The sequence below is a fragment of the Nocardia vermiculata NBRC 100427 genome (assembly GCF_001613265.1).
Classification (GTDB): domain Bacteria; phylum Actinomycetota; class Actinomycetes; order Mycobacteriales; family Mycobacteriaceae; genus Nocardia; species Nocardia vermiculata.
Genome location: NZ_BDCA01000044.1, coordinates 20,072 through 43,689 on the forward strand (window position 1 = coordinate 20,072; position 23,618 = coordinate 43,689).

At 67.3% G+C, this 23,618-nt stretch carries 26 protein-coding genes and 1 riboswitch; of the genes, 11 read left to right on the forward strand and 15 right to left on the reverse strand.

All coding sequences use genetic code 11. The annotated features are described in order from the left end of the window. The first annotated feature begins 31 nt into the window (after positions 1 to 31). Genes NV2_RS28830 through NV2_RS28840 form a run of 3 tightly spaced genes read left to right on the forward strand, consistent with a single transcriptional unit; the run spans position 32 to position 2,983 of the window. On the forward strand, positions 32 to 673 hold the full coding sequence (locus NV2_RS28830) for a TetR/AcrR family transcriptional regulator (RefSeq protein WP_067881496.1): 642 nt from the start codon (positions 32 to 34) through the stop codon (positions 671 to 673). Continuing rightward, the gene (locus tag NV2_RS28835) at positions 670 to 1,494 is read left to right on the forward strand and encodes an acyl-CoA thioesterase (protein WP_067881499.1); all 825 of its coding nucleotides are present in this window, start codon (positions 670 to 672) and stop codon (positions 1,492 to 1,494) included. Before NV2_RS28830 ends, NV2_RS28835 begins: the two co-directional genes overlap by 4 nt. 52 nt (positions 1,495 to 1,546) lie before the next feature. Beyond that, positions 1,547 to 2,983: a lipase maturation factor family protein gene (locus NV2_RS28840; RefSeq protein WP_067881502.1), complete on the forward strand. Its 1,437-nt coding sequence runs from the start codon at positions 1,547 to 1,549 to the stop codon at positions 2,981 to 2,983. 62 nt (positions 2,984 to 3,045) lie between these two features. Here the strand turns inward: NV2_RS28840 and NV2_RS28845 are convergent, their stop codons facing one another. From NV2_RS28845 to mbp1, 8 genes are all read right to left on the reverse strand, one after another. Beyond that, a complete protein-coding gene (locus NV2_RS28845) occupies positions 3,046 to 3,858 on the reverse strand; it encodes an SDR family NAD(P)-dependent oxidoreductase (RefSeq protein ID WP_067881505.1) in 813 nt (270 codons plus the stop codon). Positions 3,859 to 3,944: 86 nt separating this feature from the next. Continuing rightward, positions 3,945 to 6,515, reverse strand: coding sequence for an ABC transporter ATP-binding protein/permease (locus tag NV2_RS28850; RefSeq protein WP_067881508.1), 2,571 nt, complete (start codon positions 6,513 to 6,515; stop codon positions 3,945 to 3,947). Continuing rightward, a complete protein-coding gene (locus NV2_RS28855; protein WP_067881511.1) occupies positions 6,512 to 7,486 on the reverse strand; it encodes an ABC transporter permease in 975 nt (324 codons plus the stop codon). Before NV2_RS28855 ends, NV2_RS28850 begins: the two co-directional genes overlap by 4 nt. A 6-nt stretch (positions 7,487 to 7,492) precedes the next feature. Beyond that, the gene (locus tag NV2_RS28860; RefSeq protein WP_067881558.1) at positions 7,493 to 9,076 is read right to left on the reverse strand and encodes an ABC transporter substrate-binding protein; all 1,584 of its coding nucleotides are present in this window, start codon (positions 9,074 to 9,076) and stop codon (positions 7,493 to 7,495) included. A gap of 14 nt (positions 9,077 to 9,090) precedes the next feature. Beyond that, positions 9,091 to 9,283: riboswitch (cobalamin riboswitch) on the reverse strand. Next, positions 9,248 to 9,988: a zinc-binding dehydrogenase gene (locus NV2_RS31185; protein ID WP_157103140.1), complete on the reverse strand. Its 741-nt coding sequence runs from the start codon at positions 9,986 to 9,988 to the stop codon at positions 9,248 to 9,250. It overlaps the preceding riboswitch by 36 nt. Positions 9,989 to 10,164: 176 nt before the next feature. After that, positions 10,165 to 10,656: a CinA family protein gene (locus NV2_RS28865; protein WP_067881513.1), complete on the reverse strand. Its 492-nt coding sequence runs from the start codon at positions 10,654 to 10,656 to the stop codon at positions 10,165 to 10,167. After that, the gene (locus NV2_RS31600; RefSeq protein ID WP_157103141.1) at positions 10,653 to 10,799 is read right to left on the reverse strand and encodes a hypothetical protein; all 147 of its coding nucleotides are present in this window, start codon (positions 10,797 to 10,799) and stop codon (positions 10,653 to 10,655) included. Before NV2_RS31600 ends, NV2_RS28865 begins: the two co-directional genes overlap by 4 nt. 27 nt (positions 10,800 to 10,826) lie before the next feature. Beyond that, positions 10,827 to 11,072 (reverse strand): microaggregate-binding protein 1, encoded by a 246-nt coding sequence (mbp1, locus tag NV2_RS28870; protein ID WP_067881516.1) that lies wholly within the window; start codon positions 11,070 to 11,072, stop codon positions 10,827 to 10,829. Positions 11,073 to 11,191: 119 nt separating this feature from the next. Between mbp1 and NV2_RS28875 the strand changes: the two genes are divergently transcribed. Next, entirely contained in the window at positions 11,192 to 11,533 is a 342-nt protein-coding gene (locus NV2_RS28875; protein WP_067881519.1) for a DUF2200 domain-containing protein, read from the forward strand. Between the two features lie 106 nt (positions 11,534 to 11,639). Here the strand turns inward: NV2_RS28875 and NV2_RS28880 are convergent, their stop codons facing one another. Further along, positions 11,640 to 11,849 (reverse strand): DUF397 domain-containing protein, encoded by a 210-nt coding sequence (locus NV2_RS28880; protein WP_067881522.1) that lies wholly within the window; start codon positions 11,847 to 11,849, stop codon positions 11,640 to 11,642. Further along, the gene (locus NV2_RS28885) at positions 11,836 to 12,723 is read right to left on the reverse strand and encodes a helix-turn-helix domain-containing protein (protein ID WP_067881525.1); all 888 of its coding nucleotides are present in this window, start codon (positions 12,721 to 12,723) and stop codon (positions 11,836 to 11,838) included. The genes NV2_RS28880 and NV2_RS28885 overlap by 14 nt, the downstream gene beginning before the upstream one ends. 499 nt (positions 12,724 to 13,222) lie before the next feature. On the opposite strand from NV2_RS28885, the gene NV2_RS28890 reads away from it, so the two are divergent. The 3 genes from NV2_RS28890 to NV2_RS28900 all read left to right on the forward strand — a co-directional run bounded on the left by NV2_RS28890 (position 13,223) and on the right by NV2_RS28900 (position 16,231). Next, positions 13,223 to 13,555 carry a hypothetical protein gene (locus NV2_RS28890; RefSeq protein ID WP_067881528.1) on the forward strand — a complete coding sequence of 111 codons (333 nt, stop codon included), beginning with the start codon at positions 13,223 to 13,225 and terminating at the stop codon, positions 13,553 to 13,555. A gap of 255 nt (positions 13,556 to 13,810) precedes the next feature. After that, positions 13,811 to 15,397 (forward strand): HNH endonuclease signature motif containing protein, encoded by a 1,587-nt coding sequence (locus tag NV2_RS28895; protein WP_084475661.1) that lies wholly within the window; start codon positions 13,811 to 13,813, stop codon positions 15,395 to 15,397. Positions 15,398 to 15,601: 204 nt separating this feature from the next. Next, positions 15,602 to 16,231, forward strand: a complete 630-nt coding sequence (locus tag NV2_RS28900) for a VOC family protein (protein WP_067881531.1) — start codon at positions 15,602 to 15,604, stop codon at positions 16,229 to 16,231. 4 nt (positions 16,232 to 16,235) lie between these two features. Here NV2_RS28900 and NV2_RS28905 read toward each other — a convergent pair whose 3' ends face one another. The 4 genes from NV2_RS28905 to NV2_RS28920 all read right to left on the reverse strand — a co-directional run bounded on the left by NV2_RS28905 (position 16,236) and on the right by NV2_RS28920 (position 18,262). Then, a complete protein-coding gene (locus NV2_RS28905; protein WP_067881534.1) occupies positions 16,236 to 16,721 on the reverse strand; it encodes a hypothetical protein in 486 nt (161 codons plus the stop codon). 69 nt (positions 16,722 to 16,790) lie between these two features. Next, a complete protein-coding gene (locus NV2_RS28910; protein WP_067881537.1) occupies positions 16,791 to 17,219 on the reverse strand; it encodes a hypothetical protein in 429 nt (142 codons plus the stop codon). After that, positions 17,216 to 17,545, reverse strand: coding sequence for a hypothetical protein (locus NV2_RS28915; protein ID WP_307613586.1), 330 nt, complete (start codon positions 17,543 to 17,545; stop codon positions 17,216 to 17,218). The genes NV2_RS28910 and NV2_RS28915 overlap by 4 nt, the downstream gene beginning before the upstream one ends. Positions 17,546 to 17,569: 24 nt before the next feature. Continuing rightward, positions 17,570 to 18,262 carry a DJ-1/PfpI family protein gene (locus tag NV2_RS28920; RefSeq protein WP_067881541.1) on the reverse strand — a complete coding sequence of 231 codons (693 nt, stop codon included), beginning with the start codon at positions 18,260 to 18,262 and terminating at the stop codon, positions 17,570 to 17,572. 209 nt (positions 18,263 to 18,471) lie between these two features. Here NV2_RS28920 and NV2_RS28925 point away from each other — a divergent pair, with 209 nt between their 5' ends. From NV2_RS28925 to NV2_RS28930, 3 genes are all read left to right on the forward strand, one after another. Further along, positions 18,472 to 19,410 (forward strand): GlxA family transcriptional regulator, encoded by a 939-nt coding sequence (locus tag NV2_RS28925; protein WP_067881562.1) that lies wholly within the window; start codon positions 18,472 to 18,474, stop codon positions 19,408 to 19,410. A 142-nt stretch (positions 19,411 to 19,552) separates the two neighbouring features. Next, positions 19,553 to 19,675: a hypothetical protein gene (locus tag NV2_RS32765; RefSeq protein WP_281198570.1), complete on the forward strand. Its 123-nt coding sequence runs from the start codon at positions 19,553 to 19,555 to the stop codon at positions 19,673 to 19,675. A 38-nt stretch (positions 19,676 to 19,713) separates the two neighbouring features. Next, the gene (locus NV2_RS28930) at positions 19,714 to 21,183 is read left to right on the forward strand and encodes an FAD-dependent oxidoreductase (protein WP_067881546.1); all 1,470 of its coding nucleotides are present in this window, start codon (positions 19,714 to 19,716) and stop codon (positions 21,181 to 21,183) included. Between the two features lie 20 nt (positions 21,184 to 21,203). Here the strand turns inward: NV2_RS28930 and casI are convergent, their stop codons facing one another. Next, positions 21,204 to 22,856 carry a steroid-22-oyl-CoA synthetase gene (gene casI / locus NV2_RS28935; protein ID WP_067881565.1) on the reverse strand — a complete coding sequence of 551 codons (1,653 nt, stop codon included), beginning with the start codon at positions 22,854 to 22,856 and terminating at the stop codon, positions 21,204 to 21,206. Between the two features lie 311 nt (positions 22,857 to 23,167). Between casI and NV2_RS28940 the strand changes: the two genes are divergently transcribed. Then, positions 23,168 to 23,618 (forward strand): ABC transporter ATP-binding protein (locus NV2_RS28940; protein ID WP_174550648.1); only part of this gene is annotated, 451 nt, incomplete at its 3' end.

Sequence of the window (23,618 nt, forward strand, 5' to 3'; positions counted from 1 at the left end):
TATAACGTTCGTTATAGACAGGGAGGTGGGCATGACCAACAGGCCGGCAGCGAACACGCCCCGGGATTCACGAAGCAGGCTGGTCGCCGGCGCCGCCGAGATGATCCGCCGCCGCGGACTGTCCGCGACCAGCGTCCGCGACCTGGCCAAATACGCCCACGCTCCGCTCGGTTCCACCTACCACCATTTTCCCGGCGGAAAATCCGAAGTGGCCACCGAGGCCGTCGCCTTCGCGGGCGAGATGATCTCGGACGCACTCGCCCGCGCGCTGCAACGGGGCCCCGTCGACGGCCTGCGCTCATTCCTCACCGAATGGCGCGGCAACATACTCGACAGCGAGTTCCGCGCCGGCTGCCCCGTACTGGCAGTAGCGATCGAGGATGTCCCCGATGCCGAGGGCGCACCCCGCGCCGCTGCTGCGATCGCGTTCGCCCGGTGGACCGATCTCTTGGCCGCCTCGCTGCGTGAGCACGGCGCCGATCCGGTCACCGCCGAGAACACCGCGACGCTGATCATTGCCGCATTCGAGGGCAGTCTCGCGATGTGCCGGGCCGAACGCAGTACCGCACCCCTCGACCGCATCGGTGCCCAGCTCGACACCCTGGTATCCGCCGCGATCGCCCCGCACCGGGATCACCCGATTCCCCCGCCCGAAGGAGAAACACTGCCGTGAATTCGACCGAGATCCGTACGCACCCATTCGATCTCGCCACCGAGCTGGTGGCCGCGGGTGCGGGTCGCTACGAGGGTCGCACCACCGCGCCGTATGCGAACATGGTCGGCCCCTTCGGCGGTGTCACCGCCGCGACCGCGCTGCGGGCCGTGCTCGACGACCCGCGCTGCGCGGGCGAACCGGTATCGATCACGGTCAACTACGCGGGCCCGATCGCCGAAGGCCCGTTCACCATCGAGAGCCGGCTCGTGCGTACCAACCGCAGCACGCAGCACTGGATGCTGACCCTGAGCCAGGGCGACGCGGTGCACACCACCGCCACCGTGGTCTGCGGTGCCCGGCGCGCGAGCTGGTCCGACACCGAAATCACCGCGCCCGCGGCGCCGGCACCGGAATCGGTGGCGATCACCACCCCACCCGGATTCCCGGTGTGGATGGACAACTACGAGATGCGTTTCGTCGAGGGCCACGGCCCGCTGGCCGGGGAACAGGTCGAACAGCCCACCTCCACCACCACACTGTGGGTCCGTGACACCCCGCCCCGCCCGCTGGACCAGCTCGCGCTCACCGCGCTCAGCGATGTGTTCATTCCGCGGGTGATGGTGCGCAAGGGCACGATGGTCCCGGCAAGCACGGTCTCGCTCACGGTGTATTTCCACGCCGACGCCACCACACTGGCGGAGCAGGGTGCGCAGCCCGTTCTCGCCACCGCCGGTGCGCAGCATTTCGGCGACGGGTTCTTCGACCAGACCGCACAGCTGTGGGGTGTCGCGGGCACGCCGCTGGCCACCAGTCATCAGCTCGTGTACTTCAAGGGCTGAATCTCGCCGCCCGGAACGGGTATCCCATCACTCGACCCGAGGATGGTGATGCATGCACTGGTTGGCGGCACCGGAGTACTGGTTCGCGCGGGAGGTGTTCCAGCGTGGCCTGGCGGTGGTGTATCTGCTGGCGTTCACCGGTGCCGCACTCCAGTTCCGGGCCCTGATCGGCAGGCACGGCATGCTGCCGGTGCCGCGTTTCCTCGCGCGCGCATCGGCACGGCAGTCACCGAGCATTTTTCACCTCCACTACTCCGACCGGTTCTTCGCCGGGACGGCCTGGTTCGGCGCGGCCCTCGCCCTCGCCTTGATCACCGGTGCCGATGATCTGGTTCCGCTGCCGGTGGCGATGCTGGCGTGGTCGGTGGTGTGGGTGCTGTACCTGTCCATCGTCAATGTGGGGCAGGTCTGGTACGGCTTCGGCTGGGAAACTCTGCTGCTCGAGGCGGGATTTCTCGCCATCTTCCTCGGCAACGATCGCACCGCGCCCCCGCTGCTGGTGCTGTGGTTGGCCCGCTGGCTGCTGTGGCGGGTGGAGTTCGGCGCCGGGATGATCAAATTGCGCGGCGACCCCTGCTGGCGCGATCTGACCTGTTTGTATTACCACCACGAAACCCAGCCGATGCCTGGGCCACTGAGCTGGTTCTTCCATCACCTGCCCAAGCCGTTGCACCGGGTGGAGGTGGCCGCGAACCATATCGCCCAGCTGGTGGTCCCGTTCGCGTTGTTCACGCCGCAGCCGATCGCGAGCATCGCCGCGGCGATCATCGTGGCCACCCAATTGTGGTTGGTGCTGTCGGGCAACTTCGCCTGGCTGAACTGGCTGACGATTCTGCTCGCCTGCACGGCGATCGACGCCCGTGTCGCCGGGGCGGTGTTGCCGCTGCCGCAGGCCCCGGCACTACCGGACCCACCCCTGTGGTTCGCGATCACGGTCCTGACGTACGGCGCCGTGGTCGTGGTGCTCAGCTATCGGCCGGTGCGTAACCTGCTGTCCGGAAACCAGCACATGAACGCCAGTTTCGACCCCTATCATCTGGTCAACACCTACGGCGCTTTCGGTATCATCGAACGCACCCGCTCGGAACTCGTGGTCGAAGGCACCCTCGATACCGACCTCACCGCGGACACCGTGTGGCGGGAGTACGAGTTCAAGGGCAAACCCGGTGCGCCGCATCGGATCCCGAGGCAGTGGGCTCCGTACCACCTGCGGCTGGATTGGCTGATGTGGTTCGCTGCCGTGAATCCCGGTTTCGCGCGCCCGTGGCTCGGGCCGTTCCTGCGTCGACTACTGGACGGTGATTCCGACACCGTGAAACTACTGCGCCACAACCCGTTCCCGGACACCCCGCCCGGGGCGGTGCGGGTGCGCCACTATCTGTACACCTTCAGTACGCCGAGAGAACTACGTACCGAACGGGTCTGGTGGCATCGTGAACCGGTCGGCATTCTCGTGCCGCCCATCACGCGCGCCGGTCTGCGTACCTGATCGGGCCCGCACCGGCGGCGGCACGGCATGCGTCCTGCGCGGCCGCCGTCGGGTGCATATTTCTAGTCGGCCGGGCCGAGCAGCCTCTGCAGCAGCGGGTCCAGCACGGCATCGGGCACCCGATTCATGATCCGGCGCTGCAGATCCGGGCGCACCGAATAGCGCCGGCGCGGGCGGTCGGCGGTCGCCGCGCGCCACACCGCCTCGGCGAGAACCGACGGATCGTGCGCGCTGTCCTGCTCCTGGACCGCCATATCGCCGACCCGAGTGGTCAAACCCTTGAAGTAGGTCGACTTACCGGCTGCCCGATCGAAGCTCGCCCGGATCCCGGCCACCATATTGGTGCGGAACGGGCCGGGCTGCACCGTGCTGACCGGGATGCCGAGGAACATCAGCTCACGCCGCAGCGCGTCGGTGTAGGCCTCGACGGCGTGTTTGGTCATGGCGTACGGGCCGTTGAGCATCAGCGCCTTCTGCCAACCGGTTTCGGAGCTGATGGTCACCACCCGCCCACCGGCCCGGTGAATCAGCGGGAACGCCCCCTTGATCACCCGGTAGGTGCCGAGCACGTTGATGTCGAAGATGCGGCGCATATCCTCGTCGTCGGCTTCGACCAGGGATCCGACGAACATCCAGCCAGCGAAGGTGACCACCGCGTCCAGGCCGTCGGGTGCGTGCTCCTGCGCCACCGCGACGGCCGCGTTCACCGAGTCGGTATCGGTGACGTCGATTTCGATGGGCACCACATTGGGTGCGGGGTCGGGCGGGCGCAGATCGGCGGCGAGTACCGTCCAGCCCCGCTGCGCGAACAGCGTCGCCGCCGCCCCGCCCAGACCGCCGCCGGCCCCGGTGATCAGTACGGTCTTCTCGGCCATCAGCCCATCCCTCCGGTCCCCCGGTCAGGTCCGGGTGCCCTGTTGATACGTGCGCAGATTAGAACAGGTTTCAAGCGTTGATTCAATCATGGTTGGGTCACGGCCGCAGGCGCAACGAAAGGCACCCCGGCACACGATGCGGGTGCCGCATCCAGGGACAGCTCGGATTCGGTGAGTGCCGCGAGTACCTGTTCCTGATGGCTGATCACGATCAGTGCCGTTCCGTTGCGGCGCAGGCCGGCCAGCAGATCGACGACGATCCGGCGCGATTCGGCATCCAGCGAGGCGGTGATCTCGTCACAGATCAGCACGCTCGGTTCGGCGGCCAGCGCCCGGGCGAGCGCGACCCGTTGCTGCTGCCCACCCGACAGCGCGGCCGGGCGGCGGGCGGCCAGCGCGGGGTCGAGCCCGACCGAGATCAGCAGACGATCGGCTTCGGCCGCAGCGGCAGCGCCGTCCATCCCGCGAAACAGCCGCAGTGGTCGCTCGAGCTGTGCACCCACCCGGTGTGCCGGATTGAGCGATGTGGCCGGGTTCTGCGCGATCAACCGGATCGCGCGCAGCTGGGGTGCTGGGCGGGCCTCGAGCCGCAGTGGCAGCGCCTGCTCGTCCAGCCACAGGGTGCCGGCCGACGCCGGATGCAGCCCGGCCAGTGCGCGAGCCAGCGTCGTCTTCCCGCTGCCGGAACGCCCCGTCACGGCCAGGCCGGCGCCCACCGCGAGATCCAGCGAAACACCGTGCGCCACATGATGCGAGCGATATCGCAATCTCAGCCCGCGCACCCGCAGTATCGATCCCGTGCCGGCCCCTGCCGTGTCACCCGCGGCCCGCATGCCGGGGTCGTATCCCCCGACCGTCAGCGCCACACTCGGCTGCTCGACAGGCGCATTCTCCCGGCGGTCGACGGTCGCGGACGGTTCGCGTACATCGTCCAGGGTCGCCGCACCGGCAGACAGCAGCTCGGCCGACAGGTCAACCGCCGGCGGTGCGAGATACGCCGCCAGTGGTTGCAGCGTCTGCATCCGCCCGTCGGCGAGCTCGAGCACCTCGTCGATCAGCGGTGCCACACCGTTCAGGTCGTGGGTGATGATCACCAGTGCCGCATCGGATTCGCGGCGCAGCTCGGCCAGGGTGGCGACGATGCCGGACCGGGTGCGGGCATCGAGCCCGGTGGTCGGTTCGTCCAGCACGACCAGCGCCGGATCGCCCAGCAGCGCCATGGCCAGCAGTACCCGCTGCTGCTGGCCGCCCGACAGCTGATGCGGGAACCGGCGCCGGAAGGCACGATCGTGTGGCAGGCCGACCCGTTGCAGCGCCGCCTCGACCTCGGTGGTGGTGTCCGTGGTCCCGTACAACCGGGCGATCTCCCCGATCGACGTGCCGATCCGCAGTGCCGGATTCAGCCCGGTGGACGGATCCTGTGGCACGAAACCCACTCTGCGGCGGCCCATGTCGTCGACCCGCAGCTCGACCTCCCCGGCCGCCCCGAGCCCCGACGGCAATGCCCCGAGCAATGCCGCGGCGAATGTGGTTTTTCCGGCACCGGATGCTCCCACCACGGCCAAGCCGCAACCTGCGCCCACACCGACCGTGACGCCCTCCAGAAGTACTGCACCCGAGGCCGTGTGCACGCCGAGCCCTTCGGCGCGCACCCTCTTACCAGCATCCGATCCGATCCCTCGGCGCCCCCTTGCACCAGCATCGGAGCGCGGGGGCACACCGCCGTGCGTACCGTTCTCCCCCGGGGTTCCCGTGGTCGGTGCCGGTCCCGTCCTCCGGATTCGAACGGCATCGCCGCCCTCGGCAGTAGCCCCGGCGCGCCCGGCAGTCCAGCGACCGCGGAAGCCACCACCGGCACGCCGGCCCAGGAACCCTCCCGCCCGCCTGCCGGACGCTACCGTCCGGTCGCCCAGCATATTCGCGGAGACGACGAGCACGGCGACTCCCAGCGCCGGGGCCAGTACCGCCCACGGTTGCACACCGAATCCGGCCCGGTTCTCGGTGATCATCAGTGCCCAGTCCGGATCGGGGGGCCGCTGCCCGAAGCCGAGGAATCCGCCCACCGCGACGATCGACACCACCCCGGAGAGCCGGATTCCCGCATCGGCCACGATGATCGGGCGCAGGTTCGGCAACACCTCCACCAGCGCGGTGCGCCACAGGCTTTCCCCACGCATCCGGGCATCGTCGAGATAGGGCAGGTCGGCGATATCGTGCACCGCGGTGCGGACGATCCGCGCGATCCACGGGGCCGAGCCCAGCACCGCGGTGGTCAGCACGGCGGCCGTGCCCGGTCCCAGGGCGGTCGCGATCACCGCGAGGATCAGGAACCACGGCAGCACCATCACCGCGTCGACCGGGCGCATCAGCCACGGGTCCGCGCGCCGGCGCAGCCCCGCGATCAGGCCGATCCCACCGCCCACCGCATAGGCCAGTACCAAGGCCGGCAGTGCGGCCCCCAGCAGCGACCATCCTCCACACAGCAGCCGAGACAACACATCACGGCCCACGATGTCGGTGCCCAGCAGGTGCTCCGGCGACGGCGTCCGGAACGGGGGCCCGACCGGCGCGGTCGGCGAGTACGGTGCCAGCACGGGCCCGAGCACCACCATCAGGACGACGGCTCCCAGTACCGCCCACCACCCGGCGCGCCTCATCCGACGGCCCCGGTGGCCACGGCACGCGCCCGCGGACTGGTCAGCAACGCGAGCAGGTCGGCGAGCAGGTACGCACCGATACCGAAGGCCGCGAGCAGCACCGCGGTGGACTGTACGAACGGATAGTCGCGCGCGGCGATCGCGGTCAGCAACTCCTTGGAAATGCCCGGATACTCGAACAGCGTCTCCACCACGGCGATACCGCCGACCAGTCCCACGATCGCCCCCGCGAGCGGATGCACCGCCGTCGACAACACCGCCGGGCAGACGTGCCGCACGGCCAGGCGCCGATCCCCGACGCCGTTGATCCGCGCGGCACGAATATACGGCGATTCCATCACCTCCACGGTGCGCGCCCGCACCATCCGGATCGGATGTGGCAGGAGCCCGGCCAGCAGGCACAGCACCGGCAACACCAGAATTTCCGGCCGGCTCCACGCACTGGTCCCCGCCGGAATCAGCGACACGGCCGGCAGCAGCCGAAAACTCAACGACACCACCGCCACCAGCACCACACCGATCACGAACGCGGGCACCGATTCCAGCGTCAGCGCGCCGATGCTCAGCAGCCGGTCCACCCGCGAACCGGGGCGCAGTCCGGCGAGCAGACCCAGCCCGATCGACAACGGAATCAACAGCACCACAGCGCATGCCGCGAGCGCGGCACTGTTGGCCAGCCGCTCACCCAGTACCTGCCCCACCGGGCGACCCGAGATCAGCGAACGCCCCAGATCACCGTGCAGCAGTCCGCCGGCCCAGTCCAGGAAGCGGATCGGCGCCGGACGGTCGAGTCCCAGTTCGGCACGTAGCGCCGCCAGCTGCTCCGGCGACGGATCGCCCCCGCCCTGGCGCGACAGAATCACCACCGCCGCATCCGAATCCAGCACGGCGAACAAGGCGAATACCAGCACCGCGACCACGAGCAGCACGGCGACGCCGGCCGCGAGACGCCGGAAAATGTAGCGTGTCATCAGGTTTCACCGCGAGGCGAGCCAGGTGGTCGAATAGTTCGCCCAGTCGTCGGTCCCCGGCACGCCCGCGCGCATCCCGCCCACCGTGCTGTGCGCCGCGTCCGGTCGCTGGGCGAAGCTGTGCACGATATAGCCACCCTCGCGCCAGAGCTGTTCCTGCAGTCCGTGATACAGCTCGCGGCGCCGATCCGGGTCCATCGCGGCCCGGGCCTGCGCGAAGCCGGCGTCCCAGTCCGGTCGTTTCCAGCCGGTCCCGTTCGACGGGGAGGTACTGGTCGTGGTCTGGCCGTAGAAGTAGTCCAGGCTGTAGTTCCACCAGCCGATATGACTCAGCGGCGCCTTTCCGCTGACCTGCGAGAAATAGGTGTCCGCGGGAACGGATTTCAGCTCGATGGTGATCCCGGCGGCCTTGGCGTGCTCGGCGTACAGGGTGGCCGACTCCACCATGCCGGGCATGGCGTCGGCCGTGGGCAGGGTGACCCGCAGGTTCTCCTTCCCTGCGGCACGGAGCAGCTCCCGTGCCCGGGCCGGATCGTAGTGACGTTGCGGCAGGGTGTCGTCGTAGAACGGCGCCCCTTTGCCGTAGAGATCGTTGCCGACCTCGCCGTAGCCGTAGTACACCGAATCCACCATGGCCTGCCGGTTCACCGCAAGCCGCATGGCCTGCCGCACCCGCACGTCGTCGAAGGGCGCCACGTCCACCCGCATCTGGAGGGCACCCATCAGTCCGTTGGGCGGCACGATGACCTGCACATCCGGCTTCGACGACGCGGTATGCGCCTGCAGATAACTCATTTCGTGCGCCACATCGGCGGCGCCGGACAGGAAAGCGTTCATCCGTGCCTCGGTCTCGGCGATCTGAATGATCTCCACCTCGTCCAGTCGCGCCGGGCCGTCCCAATGCAAGGGGTTGCGATGCAGCAGCGTCCGGTCACCCGGCGACCAGGAGGACAGGGCGAAGGGGCCGGTTCCGACCGGCAGAGTGCGCTCGTCGAAGGTCGTGGTGCCGTTCTTGACGACGTAGCAGTACCAGCCGGCCAGGACCGATCCGAAATCGGCGATCGGTGCCTTCATGCCCACCACCACACCGAGATCACCGTCGGCCCTGGTACGCGGCATATCCACCATCGCCAGATCACCGGCGGAATCGTTGACCGGATCGAGCATCCGCTCGAAACTCCACAGCACATCCCGCGAGGTCAGCGGTGATCCGTCACTGAATACGACACCCGGCCGGAGCGTGATGCGCCACTCGCTGCCGTCGCGGCCGGGTTCCAGCGCTTGCGCCAGCCGGTACCGCAGCCGCAGATCGTTGTCGTAGGCGACCAGCTTGTCCCACACGTTCTTGGAGACCGCGCCGCCCGCGGAGCTTCCCACCCGATGCGGGTCGAGCAGATCCGAACTCGCGGAATTGCCCGCGATGACTGCCCGCAACCGGCCCCCGTTCTGCGGCGGCCCCTGCGGACCGCCGGATCCCGCATCCGTTCCGCAGCCGGCGAGCCATGCCGCCGCACCTGCTGTGGTGAGCCCGGCCAGCGCCAGGAACCGCCGCCGGTTCGGGCCGGGCGGACCTGCTGTGAAGTTGTTCATCGCCATCCTCGTGCGTTATCCCGACATCACGGCACAGGTGTCCTGGCTCCCGGATCGTCGCTCCCCACCGGCCTTCCAGCCTGGGTAGGCCGTGGCCGTTCGTCGGCGGGTCACTCCTCGGTGACAGTTGCGGGACAGCCCCGGATTCGCACCGGCGTTCCCTGCACCGTGTCAGACGGTACCGGCACGGATGAACCCGACATTCAGGTCCCTCTCGGGTCTGCCCAGGATTCTGATCGCCTGCTGTGGCGGCTGCGCCCAGGTGGCCGACCCTCGCCCCCGACCTCCGGTAGCCGCACGTACGCGGTCCGGCCAACCGGGCGAAGAATAGTCGACCACTACATCTGCACCCAGCTTGTCCCGGACCAGTTCACGTTTGGGTGTGCTGCCGACAGCGCCGATGACCCGCGCGCCCGCCACCCGCGCCAACTGCACCAACAGGCTGCCCACCCCGCCGGCTGCCGCGGCGACCAGCACCCACTCATGCGGTCGGATGCCGGCAGTCTCGACGAGCGCCAGCGCAGTGGCACCGTCATCCAGCAACGCTGCTGCCTCCGGCAGACCCAGCCCGTCCGGCACCGGGATCAGCGCTTCCACCTCGGCCGCCGCCAGCTCGGCGTTACCGCCGTAACCGCTCGCCGTGTGTGTGACCACCCGACGTCCGATCCACGCTGGATCCGTCCCCGGCCCCACTGCACGCACCCGACCGGCGATCGAGGCGCCCGGAACGTACGGCGGGGTGGGCAGCGGCGGTCCAGGAGTAAAGCCTCGCCTGATTTGGGTTTGAACGAAATCGATGGCCGCCACCGACACCTCGATCACGACATGTCCCGCACCGGCCACCGGGGCCGGCGCCTCGGTCGGCACCAATACCTCCGGTTCTCCGAATCGAACCGCCTGTACCACGCGCATATCCACTACCTTGCCTCGGTGTGCTGGTCGAGCTCCTGCACCGACTATGCAACCTCGACCACGCTTCAGGTCAACTCGTGTGCCTGCACGCGCAGGTCTTCCAGGCCACGTTTCATACGCCCGTGGCATGTGGATGGAAACCCGCTGTCCGGGTTGAGAATTCAGTGATGCGCGGCTTATGAAATACGGTCCAGCAGACAGGTCAGCGCGAAACGGACGGTTTGGTCGAGCACTTCGTCCGGCTCCCCGTCGAAATGTGCGGAACATGCGGTGACTCCGGCCTCGGAGGCGGTGCCGAACCAGACCGTTCCGGCGGGTTCGCCGTCACTGGGGTCGGGACCGCCGACGCCGGTCACCGCGACCGCGATATCGGCGCCGAGCAAGGTGCGCACATTCCTCGCCAGCGCCTCCGCGGCCGGGCGCGATACCACCGGCACATCGGGCATATTCAGAACCGTGCGCTTGACCTCGGGGTGGTACGCGACGACACCGCCGCGCAGCCACGTCGCTGCCTCCGGCGCGGCGCCCAGTGCGGCCGCGATCTTGCCGGAGGTCAGCGATTCGGCTACCGCGACGGTCTCGCCACGTGCAGTGGCCAGATCGGCGACGCGGTGCGCAAGCTCCTGCTGCGTCACCGCGCCGCCGTCCGCGTCGGCCGAGCTACTCATCCGGCCCCGCCGGCGTCTTCGCGATAGGCGGCCAGCGCAGTGTCCAGTTCCTTCTCCAACCGCTTCACCTCCGCCTCGTCCCCGGCGTCGGACGCGGTGGTGATGTCCTGCCGTAGCTGCGCGATCACGTCGTGTGAGACCACGAGAACCTCCTCACGAGAGCGCGCGTGCTAGCGGTCCTGCTGATGGGACTGCTGGCGTGCCTCGTCGACCCTCGCGTCGGCGCGCGCCTTCTCCGCTTCGGCTTCCTTCTGGGCGGCCTCACGGTGCGATTCGGCCTTCTCCTGCTGGGCCCGTCCTTCGGATTCCAGATCGTTCTTGCCGGTCACGATCCCGGCTGCTTCCTTCGCCTTACCCTTGGCGTCTTCCACGACGCCCTTGATGCCCTCGCGCGGGCCGGTGTTCTGATCGGACACGGAATTCCCCTTCCGTCGTATTTTCACCGGACATGGTCTCGCCTACCCAGCACCACAGACCTCAATCGGCCTCCCGCCCGTCACCGCCGTCACATCACCCCGGACACTAGGCTCACGGCATGAGCCGTATCTTCACCACGAGCTTCGCCTCCGTATATCCGCACTACGTGACGAAGGTGGAGAAGAAGGGTCGCACCCAGGCAGAGTTGGACCAGGTCATCGAATGGTTGACCGGTTTCGACGAGCAGGCGTTACGTCACCACCTGGACGCGGAAACGACCTTCGAGGACTTCTTCGCCGAAGCCAACCTGAACCCGAATGCCGCCCTGATCAAGGGAGTGGTGTGCGGAGTGCGCGTCGAGAACGTCGAGGACCCCCTCATGCAGAAGATCCGCTACCTCGACAAGCTCGTCGACGAACTGGCCAAGGGGAAGAAGATGGATACGGTCCTGCGGTCCTGAGCGCCAGGGTCCGACACAGAGCGGCCCCCAAGTGTTCGGAGCCGGCCCTGACAACGAAAAACGTCCGGCCGTCGGCCGGACGTTTTCGAATGCACCGTATGGGGCGCTACCGGATGTCGAAGGCTCCGGACTTCGCACCGGCCAGGAAGGCGTCCCATTCGTCGGGCGCGAAAACCAGCGCCGGACCGCTAGGGTTCTTGGAGTCACGGACGCCGACGCGACCGGCCGCGAGGTGCGCCGCTTCGACACACTCCTTGCTACTCGAGCTGCGGCTGCTCTTGAACCACTGTGCCCCGATGAGATCAGCGCTGTTCATCATGCTCCTTCGCTATCGTCAGGACCAAGTCCCTGGTTGACTTCTCGTCCAGAGCCGATTGACCGATCCGGATGACCGCATCCTGGTATCGGGCAATCTCCTCCGGTCGCTCCAGGTACTGGTCGCTGGTATGCCCCTGAACGTACACAATGGGAGGCTCCGACATCCATGCCGTTCGTTGCTCGGGAAACTCGAGCAGAACGAACAATCCGACCTCCAGCCCAACATGCGTGGCGCTGAACGGGACGACCCGAATCGAGACATTCGACTGCATGGTTACTTCAGCCAAGTACCGCAACTGCTCAGCCATCACAGCGCCGCCACCGACTCGATGCCGCAACGCCGCTTCGCTCAGGATGATCTCCACTGTGAGATCAGGATCTTCTCGGAGGCGGGACTGTCTCCGTGTCGCGATCTCGATACGCGTCTCAACATCCAGGGTCGACATTCCCGGGTTGGCGGCCCAGGTCATGGCTCGGCGATAAGGCTGAGTCTGAACGAGTCCCGGCAGCAGAGTCGGCGCGTAGCTGACGAACTTACTGGCCGCGATTTCCAACCCCAGGTAGAGGTCGAAGTCTTTCGGAACGGCTTCCCGAAACGGGTACCACCAGGACTTGTAGGAGAGCCCGCCAACGAGTTCCAACAGAACTTCGGCAACGTCATCGGACGCCCGGTAAATCCGGCACAGCTCGCGTACCTGCAGCCCCGAGATCCGGGTCGACTGGCCGGTCTCCAGGCGCCACAAGGTCTGATGGCCGACCCCGATCGCTTTACGGGCGGTATCAACGCTGACCCCTGATGTCTCACGCAGATGTCGGAGCTGTCGTCCAAGCATCCGACGCGCGAAAGTGCTGTCGCTCGTCTTGTCTCCCATCCGTCCCTCCCAGACTGATACCCGCTCACCTCTCGCTTCGGAATGAAGTCTCGCGCACTCTGGAATCCCACGTATCGAAAACTGGAATGTTGCACGATTTTTCTGCATTCGGCTAGAAGGAAGCTTCCAAGGCGGCGTCAACGCAGGTCTACTGAGCATGCACCCGGCGCAGGCCATCCCCCAGATTCATTGAGGGACATCGGATCAACGCCCGGAGCGCCACGAACCGATGGTCCATCATGCACAGTTCCCCTTGCTGCCTCGATGGACCCTGCGCCGGGTTGCTCACCAGGAGACCATCTAACAACAGGGGATCTCATGCACGCCAATGGTTTACACGTTCGATTGTCGATTTCGACGTATCCGGCACCGCTACCGATCCGCGTCCCCGGCCACAGCGGGATACCGGACGGCCCCGCAGCAGTCCCGCCACCACTCGACCTGCTGCAGTCGATCGCATGTGCTGTCCGGCGCTGGACCACCGAGGCGGGAGTACCAGATGTCCACCGCTGATCGTCCCGCCGCAATCGGCCTCGTCCGCCGCGACATCGCACCCGCACACGTGGATCTCCACGATCTGGCCGCCCGGCACGGATTCCGTTTGGTATTCACCGTTTTCACCGACAGCAGCCCACTGGCCACGGCACTGGCACTGTCCCGCCACGCCGCCGAGTGCGATGCTCGCGCCGTGGTGGTGCCCGGATTCGAACATGCCGACCTGGTTCGGCATCTGATTACCGACAATGCCGCGCTGATCACCCCGATGCGCCGCTACCTGCGCGGCCACCGCTGGCCGACCGGCACTCGATGCACACCTCCCCCGAATGGCTGATCTGACATTGCTACAGCTACTACTCAGCCTGCTCGGCCTCACCATCGCCCTGTGGTGGCCGGCGGGAGACGACCCGAAATACACAGACACCAGTCAGGAATCGAGAGACAACTACCCGGCCGCGTCGCAGACCAGCAAGAGGGCGCGGACAGCAGCTCGTCGACGGGCCGGCCGAAGCCGAGAATACGGATACGGTCCTGACATCCGAGCTGTTCCGGGGTTTTACGGCGGTTTGTTCACTGATATCATTCGAACATGCATTCGAGGGGGCGGGGAATTGCGGACGCGGTCACGGAACCGCTGCTGACCGCGGTCACCGACTTACTCGCACAACCGCTGACGGCACTCTCCGATGAGCAGGTGGTGGCGGTGATGCGGCAAATCGAGATGTGCACTCGTCAGCTCGCCACCGCCCAACATCGACTGTTGATCGAAGCCGAGGAACGCGGCCTGCCCGCTCACGCCGGCGTGAAGACAGGTAAGCGATTCCTGATGCAAACGCTGCGTTTGTCGGGTGCCGACGCCGGCCGCCGCGTCAAGGCCGCACAATGGGTCGGGCAATTCCATGATCTCAGTGGTGAGGTGCGCGATCCGCAGCTCCCGTGCGCCGCTGATGCACTGACCCGAGGGGAAATCTCAACCGATCACGTCCACGGCATCGCGCACGTGATGAATCGGATACCGCGCGGCGCGGCAGAGGCCGATCGAGAAGCGGCCGAACAGCTTCTGACCGAATTCGCCTGCTCCGGGTCCCCGGACGACCTCTCTGCTGTCGGTGACCGGATCATCGCCTACCTCGACCCCGACGGCCGTCTCACCAACGATGCCGATCGGGCCCGCATGCGCGGGCTGACCATCGGGCGCCAGCGCCCGGACGGCATGTCGTCGGTCCGCGGTGACATAGACCCCGTGCTCCGCGCCCTACTCGATCCGCTGCTGACAAAGTACGCACGGCCCGGCATCTGCAACCCCGAAGACCCCGACAGCCCGAAGGTGAATATCGACACTGCCGATCCCAGCGTTCTGGATAAGGCCGTACGAGCCGATCATCGCAGCCCCGCCCAGCGCAACCACGACGCATTGACCGCCATCCTGCAGTCCGGCGTGGTCGCTGAAGACCTCGGCAGTCATCGCGGCGTGCCGGTGAGCACCATCCTCACGATCAAACTCGAAGACCTGGAACATGATTCGGGTGTCGCGGTCACCGCCACCGGTAGTGTGGTCCCGCTGAGGGCTGCGCTGACACTTGCCGAGAGATCCCGACCGTATCTGGCCGTCTTCGACCGCACTGGCCTCCCATTACATCTGGGCCGGATGAAACGCCTCGCCTCCCCCGCCCAGCGTTTGGCGTTGATCGCTGCGCTGCGCGGATGTTCCCGGCCCGGGTGCGATGCGCCTGCCAGTTTCTGCGCGGTCCACCACGTGCGCGACTACTCCAAAGGCGGGCGCACCGACATCGACAACCTCGTTCTCGCCTGCGACAGCTGCCACGCCCTGATTCACGACGGCCCAGGCGGGTGGCACACCATCACCGGAGATGAAAACTCTCCGTATCCGGGTCGCACCGCCTGGATCGCGCCCGAACACATCGACCCCACTCGCACACCCCGAATCAACGACCGCCACCATGCCGGCGAACTTCTCGCAGCAGTGCTGACTCGCATCCACGTCCGCAACGAACGCGAACGCCTCGAACACCGGCAAGCTCAACGCGAAGAGCAACGACGTGTGTCCCGCTCGCACCCTCCGGGCACGAGCGCAGCATATGGGCCGCGGCTTGCGAGAGCCCGGCGCGGCGCAGTCCCGTTACAGTCGGCCGATGCTGCCCATGACGGCACCTGACAGCACCACTCGTCCGTGGGGTGCGAGCACACGATGGTCCTTGAAACAACCAGCGAGTGGCCGTACCCAAGTGAGGTTATCCGCGAGGTCGTCGGCCCGCCTCCGCTGCGAGACGCGTTCGCCGAGCTGTCGCGCCGCGCGGGGCGCGCGTACCGGTCAGGAATCGAGAAGTAATCGCCGCGGCGCCCGCATATCGTCGTAGACATGAACATCACCGCTGATCAGAGCACCATCGAAGCCATCACCATCGAAGCCGCCGACGCCACCTCCGCGGCCGCGTTCTACGACTCCGCGTTCGGTCTCGGCGACCGCCTGCGGGTGTGTGAATCGCAGGAGCCGACGAGTGGGTTCCGGGGGTGCGTGCTGTCCCTCGTGGTCGCACAGCCCGGCGTCGTCGACAGTTACTTTGCCAGCGCCGTTGCTGCCGGGGCGACGGTGATCAAGCCGGCGAAGAAGAGTTTCTGGGGGTACGGCGGGGTGCTGCAGGCTCCGGACGGGACCTTGTGGAAGATCGCCACCTCGGCGAAGAAGGATTCGGAGCCGGTGCAGCGCAAGGTCGACGAGTTCGTGATCCTGCTCGGTGTCGACAATGTGAAGGCGACCAAGCAGTTCTATGTCGAGCGCGGCCTCACCGTCGGTAAGAGTTACGGCAGCAAGTATGTCGACTTCGAAGCGCCCGAAGGATCGATCAAGCTGGCGCTCTACGGTCGTCGCGCGGCCGCCAAGGACGCCGGGGTGCCCCCGGAGGGCACCGGATCGCATCGGGTCGTCTTCGCCGGTGGCGTAGGCGCTTTCACCGATCCGGACGGCTTCGTCTGGACGATCGCGGCCTGAACCGTCAGGCAGCCTGCTTCTTCGGTGGCGGGGCACTCGTGCGGCGACGGCGCGGCCGTTCCTCCGGCACCAGCAGGCAGATGATCGCGACGATGATCCCGGCGCCGTACAGATACAGGCCCCAGGTTCCGGTGAGCAGGTGGTTGTAATCGTGCTGCAGCCGGTCGCCGAATCGTTCCTCGAACCGCCACGCCCCCAGGCCGAGCGCGGCCAGGGCGGCGAGCACCCCGATCCAGCCCAGCGTGTGAGATCCGAACAGGCCCGCGAGCATCACCACCAGCGCCACGATCAGCAGCACCACCGTGTAGGACTCACGCAGCTGCAATACATTGTTCTGCACCGCCTCCAGCGGGATACCGGTGGCGAAGCCGTCGCGGATTTCGGTGAGACGGATGTGCCGGGCTTGCACCGAACCGAGGAAGGGGCCGAAGGCGCCCGCCGCCATCACGGCTCCGCAGGCGAACAACACCAGGTGAACTGCTGTGCGCATAGGTCCACGGTATGCCGCGTATGTCCGTGATGCGGCGAGCAACGCGCAATTGTCTCCGTGTCGCGACGCTTATGCGCCGGTGGTCGATCCGGGACGCACGATCATCAGGACCGTGACGGTCGCCCAGAGCACGTTGAAGATTCCGGTGGTCATGGCCAGGCGGCCGGCCACCTTCTCGATTCCCTCGCCGCCGGCGAGGGCGGCGCGCTGATCGGGCAGGATCATGACACCCAGCAGCGCGGCGGCTGCGAGGGTCAGCGCGATCGATACCGACAGCCATCCGTCACCGAGCACGCCGAGGGCGGCTGCGGTAGCGAACCCGAGCACCGGCACGGCACAGCCGACACCGGCGTAGACCCGGCAGACACGGTGCAGGACAACCGGGTTCGCGGCGCCGGTCCCCCGCACTGCGGCGGGGAACATACTCGCGGCGACGGTCACCGGGCCAATGGCTATCAGCGCGGCCAGAACATGCAGCGACAGCAGAACTTCGGTCACTGCACGGTCTCCGGCGCCGGACGACGCACACCGGTGACCTTCGAGGCGGGCAGGCGGCCGGCCTTCGCCGTGCCGCTCAGGCCGTCGCCGTCGATGGTCACCGCGAAGGCCAGGTTCAACCGCATCGGCTTGGTGACGGCCTGGTTCCAGGCGAGCCGGCTGCCGGAGAGTACGACGTCGCGCAGCGTCACCTGCTCGTCGGCACCGTGTGCGGTGCCGACGAGGGTATCGCGGTCACGGCGCAGGTCCACAACGGCGGCGATGCGGCCGATCGGGGTGGCTATGGTCAGGTCCCAGATACCTTCGGCGGGCATGGTTTTCCTCACGGATCGATGGTGGTGACGTGCAGTTCAGACAGTGACGGGGACCGCGCCTGCGGGGCGCCAGACGGTGCCGCGGCGCTCGTGGGCGAACAACTTCTCGACCGCGTGCGCAATCCGGGGCCCGAGTTCGCGTTCGAGCAGATACATCCCGAGGTCGAGCCCGGAGGTGACGCCCGCACCGGAGACGAGATCGCCGTCGTCGACCACGCGGGCGGCGACCGCGTGTACTCCGGTGGCGTCCAGCAGATCCAGCCCCAGGTGATGGGTTGTGGCACATCTGTCCTCGAGCAAACCGGCCATGGCCAGGACGAGCGATCCACCGCATACGGTCGCCATGGTGATCTGCGGATTCGCCATCGCGGCACGCAACAGTTCGGGCAGGTCGGTGCGCAGAGTGCGGCCGAGCAGTACCGGAACGGATTCGTCCGGTCTCCACTCGCCGGCCGCTCCCACCACCTGGTCGGGCACGTCTTCCGGGTCCCCGACCCGACCGGACGCGCCCGGCACGATCACCAGCCCGGCGCGGCCCGGGTCGAGCGCCGCAGCCGCATGTAGCCGCAGGCCCCCGGTGCCGCCGACCACCTCCCGCGCCCCTTCGGCGGACACGAGTTCGACACTGATCGCCCCCTGTGATGCGGCACCGCCGGCGTGTAGCACCTCGTAGGGTGCGATCACGTCCAGCGGATCGAAGCCGTCGAACAACACGATCTGCGCATGCATGCAGGATTCCCTTTCCCCGTCGAGAGCTGCCGGCGATACCGGCAGCCCCCGACGCTAATGGGGTGACTTCCCTGCTCCCAGTGGCATTTCTGCCAGGTTTCGACGGGATATCGACAGAGTGCTGGAAATGGCTCCTCACCGTGCGATATTCGATGCTGTTGCGCATACTTCCCGCAAGATCCAGTTCCGTGAGGAGCTATATTCTCGCCATGCACACCGTCGCCGTTCTGGCCCTGGACAAGGTGATCTCGTTCGATTTGGCCGTACCGGTGGAATCCTTCACCCGAACCCGTCTACCGGACGGCCGCCCCGGCTATCGAGTTCGGGTGTGTGCCGAACAGCCCGAAGTCGACGCGGGTGTCTTCACCCTGCGCGCGCCGTTCGGGATCACCGCGCTCGACGGCGCCGACACCATCATCGTGCCCGGCACCAGTGATCCCGCCGCGCCGATCTCCCCCGCCGTCCGCCAGGCCCTGCGCGCTGCCGCGGCACAAGGCACCCGCATCGCCTCCATCTGCACCGGCACCTTTCCGCTGGCGCAAACCGGACTGCTCGACGGCCTGCGCGCCACCACCCACTGGATCGCCGCCGCGCAACTGGCCGCCGCGCATCCCGGGATCGACGTCGATCCCGATGTGCTCTACGTCGACAACGGGCAGATCCTCACCTCCGCCGGCGCCGCCGCCGGGCTGGACCTGTGCCTGCACATGATCCGCCGCGATTACGGCTCCGCGGTCGCCGCCGACACTGCCCGGCTGTCGGTGATGCCGCTCGAACGTGAAGGCGGCCAAGCACAATTCATCGTGCACGGCTACCCGCCCACCCCGCGTGGCCATGCGCTCGAGCCGGTGCTGTCGTGGTTGGAGAACAATCTCGACGCCGAACTCACACTCGACGACATCGCCACCCACGTCGGTGTCAGCACCCGCACCCTGATCCGCCGTTTCCGTGAGCACACCGGCACAACCCCACTGCAATGGCTGCACCGCGCCCGTATCCGCCGCGCCCAGCACCTGCTGGAATCGACCACCCATTCGGTGGAGCGGATCGGCACCCAGGTCGGCTTCGGCTCCCCCGCTGCTTTCCGGGACCGTTTCAAGCGCACCACCGGCGTCAGCCCGCACAGCTACCGCCGCAGCTTCAGCTGATCCCGCGCCCGACTCGAGCGACGCCGGTACGAGGTCGCGACGCTCGGCGGGCACACGGCCGGGCATCGAACAAAGACGCCGGGCATCGAACAAAGACTCCGCGCCGCAGGTTGAAGGCGCCGAGGCCGGGTACGGGCTGGATATGGAGTTACTGGTGATCCTCGTTCTGGTCGTGCTGGTCGCGGCGGTGATCCTGTACCGCTGGATCCGCAGCCGCCGCGACGGTCCGCCCGCACCTCCCGACCACGAGGGGAATCCCCGCTGAGCCGCACGCATCGTGACCTCCGACGGAAGGCGAGATCGGTGACATCGCTATGGCTGGACCGCACCCCGGTCTCGGTACCCGTGACCCCCGCACCGGGCGAGGAATACGACTGTGTCGTGGTCGGCGCCGGGCTGACGGGGCTGACCACCGCGCTACTGCTCGCCCGTGCCGGACGGCGGGTGGCCGTCCTGGAGGCTCGCACCATCGGTGCGGTCGCAACCGGAAACACCACCGGCAAGCTCAGCCTGCTGCAGGGCACTCATCTGTCGGCGATCGCCGCGAAACACTCGGCGAGGACCGTATTGGACTATGTCGCAGGCAATTTGCAGGGGCAGCAGTGGCTGCTGCGGTTCTGCGCCGAGAACGATGTCGCCACCCAGCGCGAGGACGCGATCACCTACGCCGGTACCGAAGCGGGTGCCGCCTTGGTGGGCAAGGAGTTTCGCGCCTGTGCGGATGCCGGACTGGAGGTGGAGCAGACCGATGCGACGGAACTACCGATGCGAACCTACGGCGCGGTCCGGCTCCCCCGCCAGGCGCAGTTCGATCCGATGGATGTGCTCGAGGCCCTGACCCTGCAGGCATGCGATCACGGGGCGACGATCTTCGAGCACACCCGCGTCCACGGTGTGCACAGCGGTGTCGTCGATACCGAGCACGGCAGGATCTGCGCGGGGGCCGTTGTGCTGGCGACCGGCACCCCGATTCTGGACCGGGGCGGATTCTTCGCCCGGCTGGAACCGAACCGCTCGTATGCGGCCGCACTGCGGGTGCCCGGTGAATTCCCGCGCGGCATGTACCTGTCGGCCGACTCACCGACCCGATCGCTGCGGTACGCACCGCACCGCGGCGAGGATCTGCTGCTGGTCGGCGGCAGCGGGCACATCGTCGGGCGCAGCCGCTCCCCGCAGGCGCATCTGGACGAGATGATCGACTGGGCCCGCACCCACTTCCCCGGCGCGCACCCCACGCACCGCTGGGCGGCGCAGGACTATGCCTCGATCGACGAACTGCCCTACGCCGGCCCGCTGCTCCCGGGCAACGACACCGTGCTCGTCGCCACCGGATACGCCAAGTGGGGTATGACCAATGCGGTCGCGGCGGCGCTGGCACTCACCGGCACCGTGCTCGGCGGGCAGCAGCCGTGGGCCGACGCCTACCGCACCTGGCGCGGCAGCGAACTCGCGGGCGCGGCGAAAGCGGCATCGCTCAACGCCCACATGGCGCGGTATCTCGCCACCGGCTGGATCGACGCGATCCGATCCGGCGGCGACGGCGCGCCCGCCGAGGGGCAGGGCCGGGTGGAGCGCCGCGGTGCCCGGCCCGTCGGCGTCTGCACCGTCGACGGCGCCACCACCGCGGTGTCTGCGGTGTGCCCGCACCTGTACGGCGTGCTGAGCTGGAACGACGCCGAGCAGTCGTGGGACTGCCCGCTACACGGGTCCCGGTTCGCACACGACGGAAAGCTGCTGGAGGGACCGGCAACTCACGACCTCGAACAGGCGTGAGCCTCCGCTTCCCGGAGCGGCTACACCACGTGTTGCCTGCCGTACGCGGCGAATTCGGCTTCGAGGGCAGCCTTGTCGACCGCCGTCATCAGGCTGTACTTCGGCTCGCCGCGACCGATCCAGCGGTACACCGACTCCTCGGTGCGCCACTTCTGTTCCTGCAGATCGCGTTTGAGCACCTTGTTGGACCCGGTGACCGGCAGATTTCCCGACACTCGCAGCAACCGGGGCGCGCCCTTGCTGCCGAGATCCTCTTGTCCGGTCAGGAACTGCGCGAACTCCACCGCATCGAAGGCCGCGGGATCGGCGACCTCGATCGCCGCCATGACCTGATCGCCCGAGCGTGGATCGGGCACCCCGAAGACGGCGGCGGCGATCACGCCGGGATGACGGCGCACCACCTGCTCGATCAGCAGGGTGGAGGTGTTCTCACCGTCGACCCGCAGCCAATCCCCCTTGCGCCCGGCGAAATACAGGAAGCCGTCGGCATCGAGGTAGCCGAGATCGCCGGTCCAATACCAGCCGTTGCGGACGCGTTCGGCATCGGCGACGTCGTTCTTGTAGTACCCCTCGAACGCGGCCGCCCCGGCCTTGTCGATCATCTCGCCGATCGCGTCCTCGGGGTTGAGGACCCGGCCGTACTCGTCGAGTTCGGCCGGCACGCACTCCTGCATGGTCTCCGGGTTTACGATGGCGACGCCGGCATGGGTGGGGCGCCCCAGCGCGTTGGGCGGGGCGTCGTCGGCCGGAGTGGACAGATTGGCGCCCTCACTGGATCCGTAGCCCTCGAACAGGAACGCGCCGAAGCGACGCCGGAACTGCTCCTGGTCGGCGACGGAGGCCTCGGTACCGAAGCCACGCACCAGGGTGTTGTCGCTGTCGTTGTCGGCTTCGGGGGTGGCGAGCAGGTAACCCAGGGCCTTACCGACGTAGGTGAAGAAGGTGGCATCGAAGAATCGGACATCGGCCAGGAATCCGGAGGCGGAGAATTTCCGGGTCAGGCAGACGGTGGCGCCCAGTGCCAGCGACGGCGCCCACAGCGCGAACAACGCGTTGCCGTGGAACAGCGGCATGCAGCAGTATTCGACATCTTCACGGACATGGTCGAACTTGTCGATCGAACCGTAGGCCATACCCGCGAAGCGGCGCTGACTGCATTTGACCGCTTTCGAACTGCCCGAGGTGCCGGAGGTGAACAGCAGCAACAGCAGCGAATCCGGGGTCGCGGTGACGGTGGGTTCGCAGCGATGCGCATCGATCAGCGCCGGATAGCCCGGGTCGTCGATGAGCAGGAAGCGGTCGGCGTCGAGGCCGAGATCCAGATCGCGCAGGCGTGCCATGCCCGCGGCGTCGGTGACGATCAGCTGGCTGTCGACGTAGCGGATGTCGGCGGCCAGCTGAGCATCGCCGCGGGTGGGGTTGATTCCGGCGATGGTTGCGCCGGACAGGGCGGCGGCACCCACCCAGAAGATGAAATCGGGAACGTTGTCCAGTAGCACGCCGATGTGGAACGGACCGTCGCGGCGCATGGCGCGGGCCAGCTCCGCGCGGGCGGCCGATTCACGGACCACCGCATCCCAGGTCCAGTCCTGCTCGCGGGTGCGTAGCCCCAACCGCTGGTCACCCAGCCGGTCCAGCAGCAGTGTCGCGGTATCCGTGCGCCGGGTTCCCATGTCCGGCACTTTCGCAGTCTCCACGTCTCCTCCTATGCACCGAGTCCGACCGCTCGGGCCCTCGAGCCTGCCTGTTCTTCCGGCGCCGCGGCGAAATGCTCCCACTGGGTGGCACAAGTCACTGCGACGAGCGGACGAGGAGCGGACAAAGCCTCGAGCGTCCCGCGATATCTACCCCGTGAACACCCAGCGCGGGGGCAGAATATGAATTAACATCTTCACCAATTGCCGCTACCGGCCGATACTGCACTGTCGACGGGGCGGCTTCCCGAGCCGGGCCGAGGCCGCAGGCGAGATACGTGGAGGTTGGCGTGGGCGTCGAGGTCAGGACCGAGAGCGTTACGAAATCTTTCGGGTCCCAGCGGATTTGGCAGGACGTCACTTTGACGTTGCCGTCGGGTGAAGTCAGTGCTCTGCTCGGCCCCTCCGGTACCGGTAAATCTGTCTTCCTGAAGTCGTTGATCGGTTTGTTGCGCCCGGAGCGTGGGTCCATCTTCATCGATGGCACCGATATCACGACCTGCTCCAACAAGGAGCTTTACGAGATCCGCAAGCTGTTCGGTGTGTTGTTCCAGGACGGCGCGTTGTTCGGGTCGATGAACCTGTTCGACAATGTGGCGTTCCCGCTGCGGGAGCACACCAAGAAGCACGAATCCGAGATCAAGCAGATCGTGATGGAGAAGCTCGAGCTGACCGGTCTGCTCGGCGCCGAGGGCAAACTCCCCGGCGAGATCTCCGGTGGTATGCGTAAACGTGCCGGCC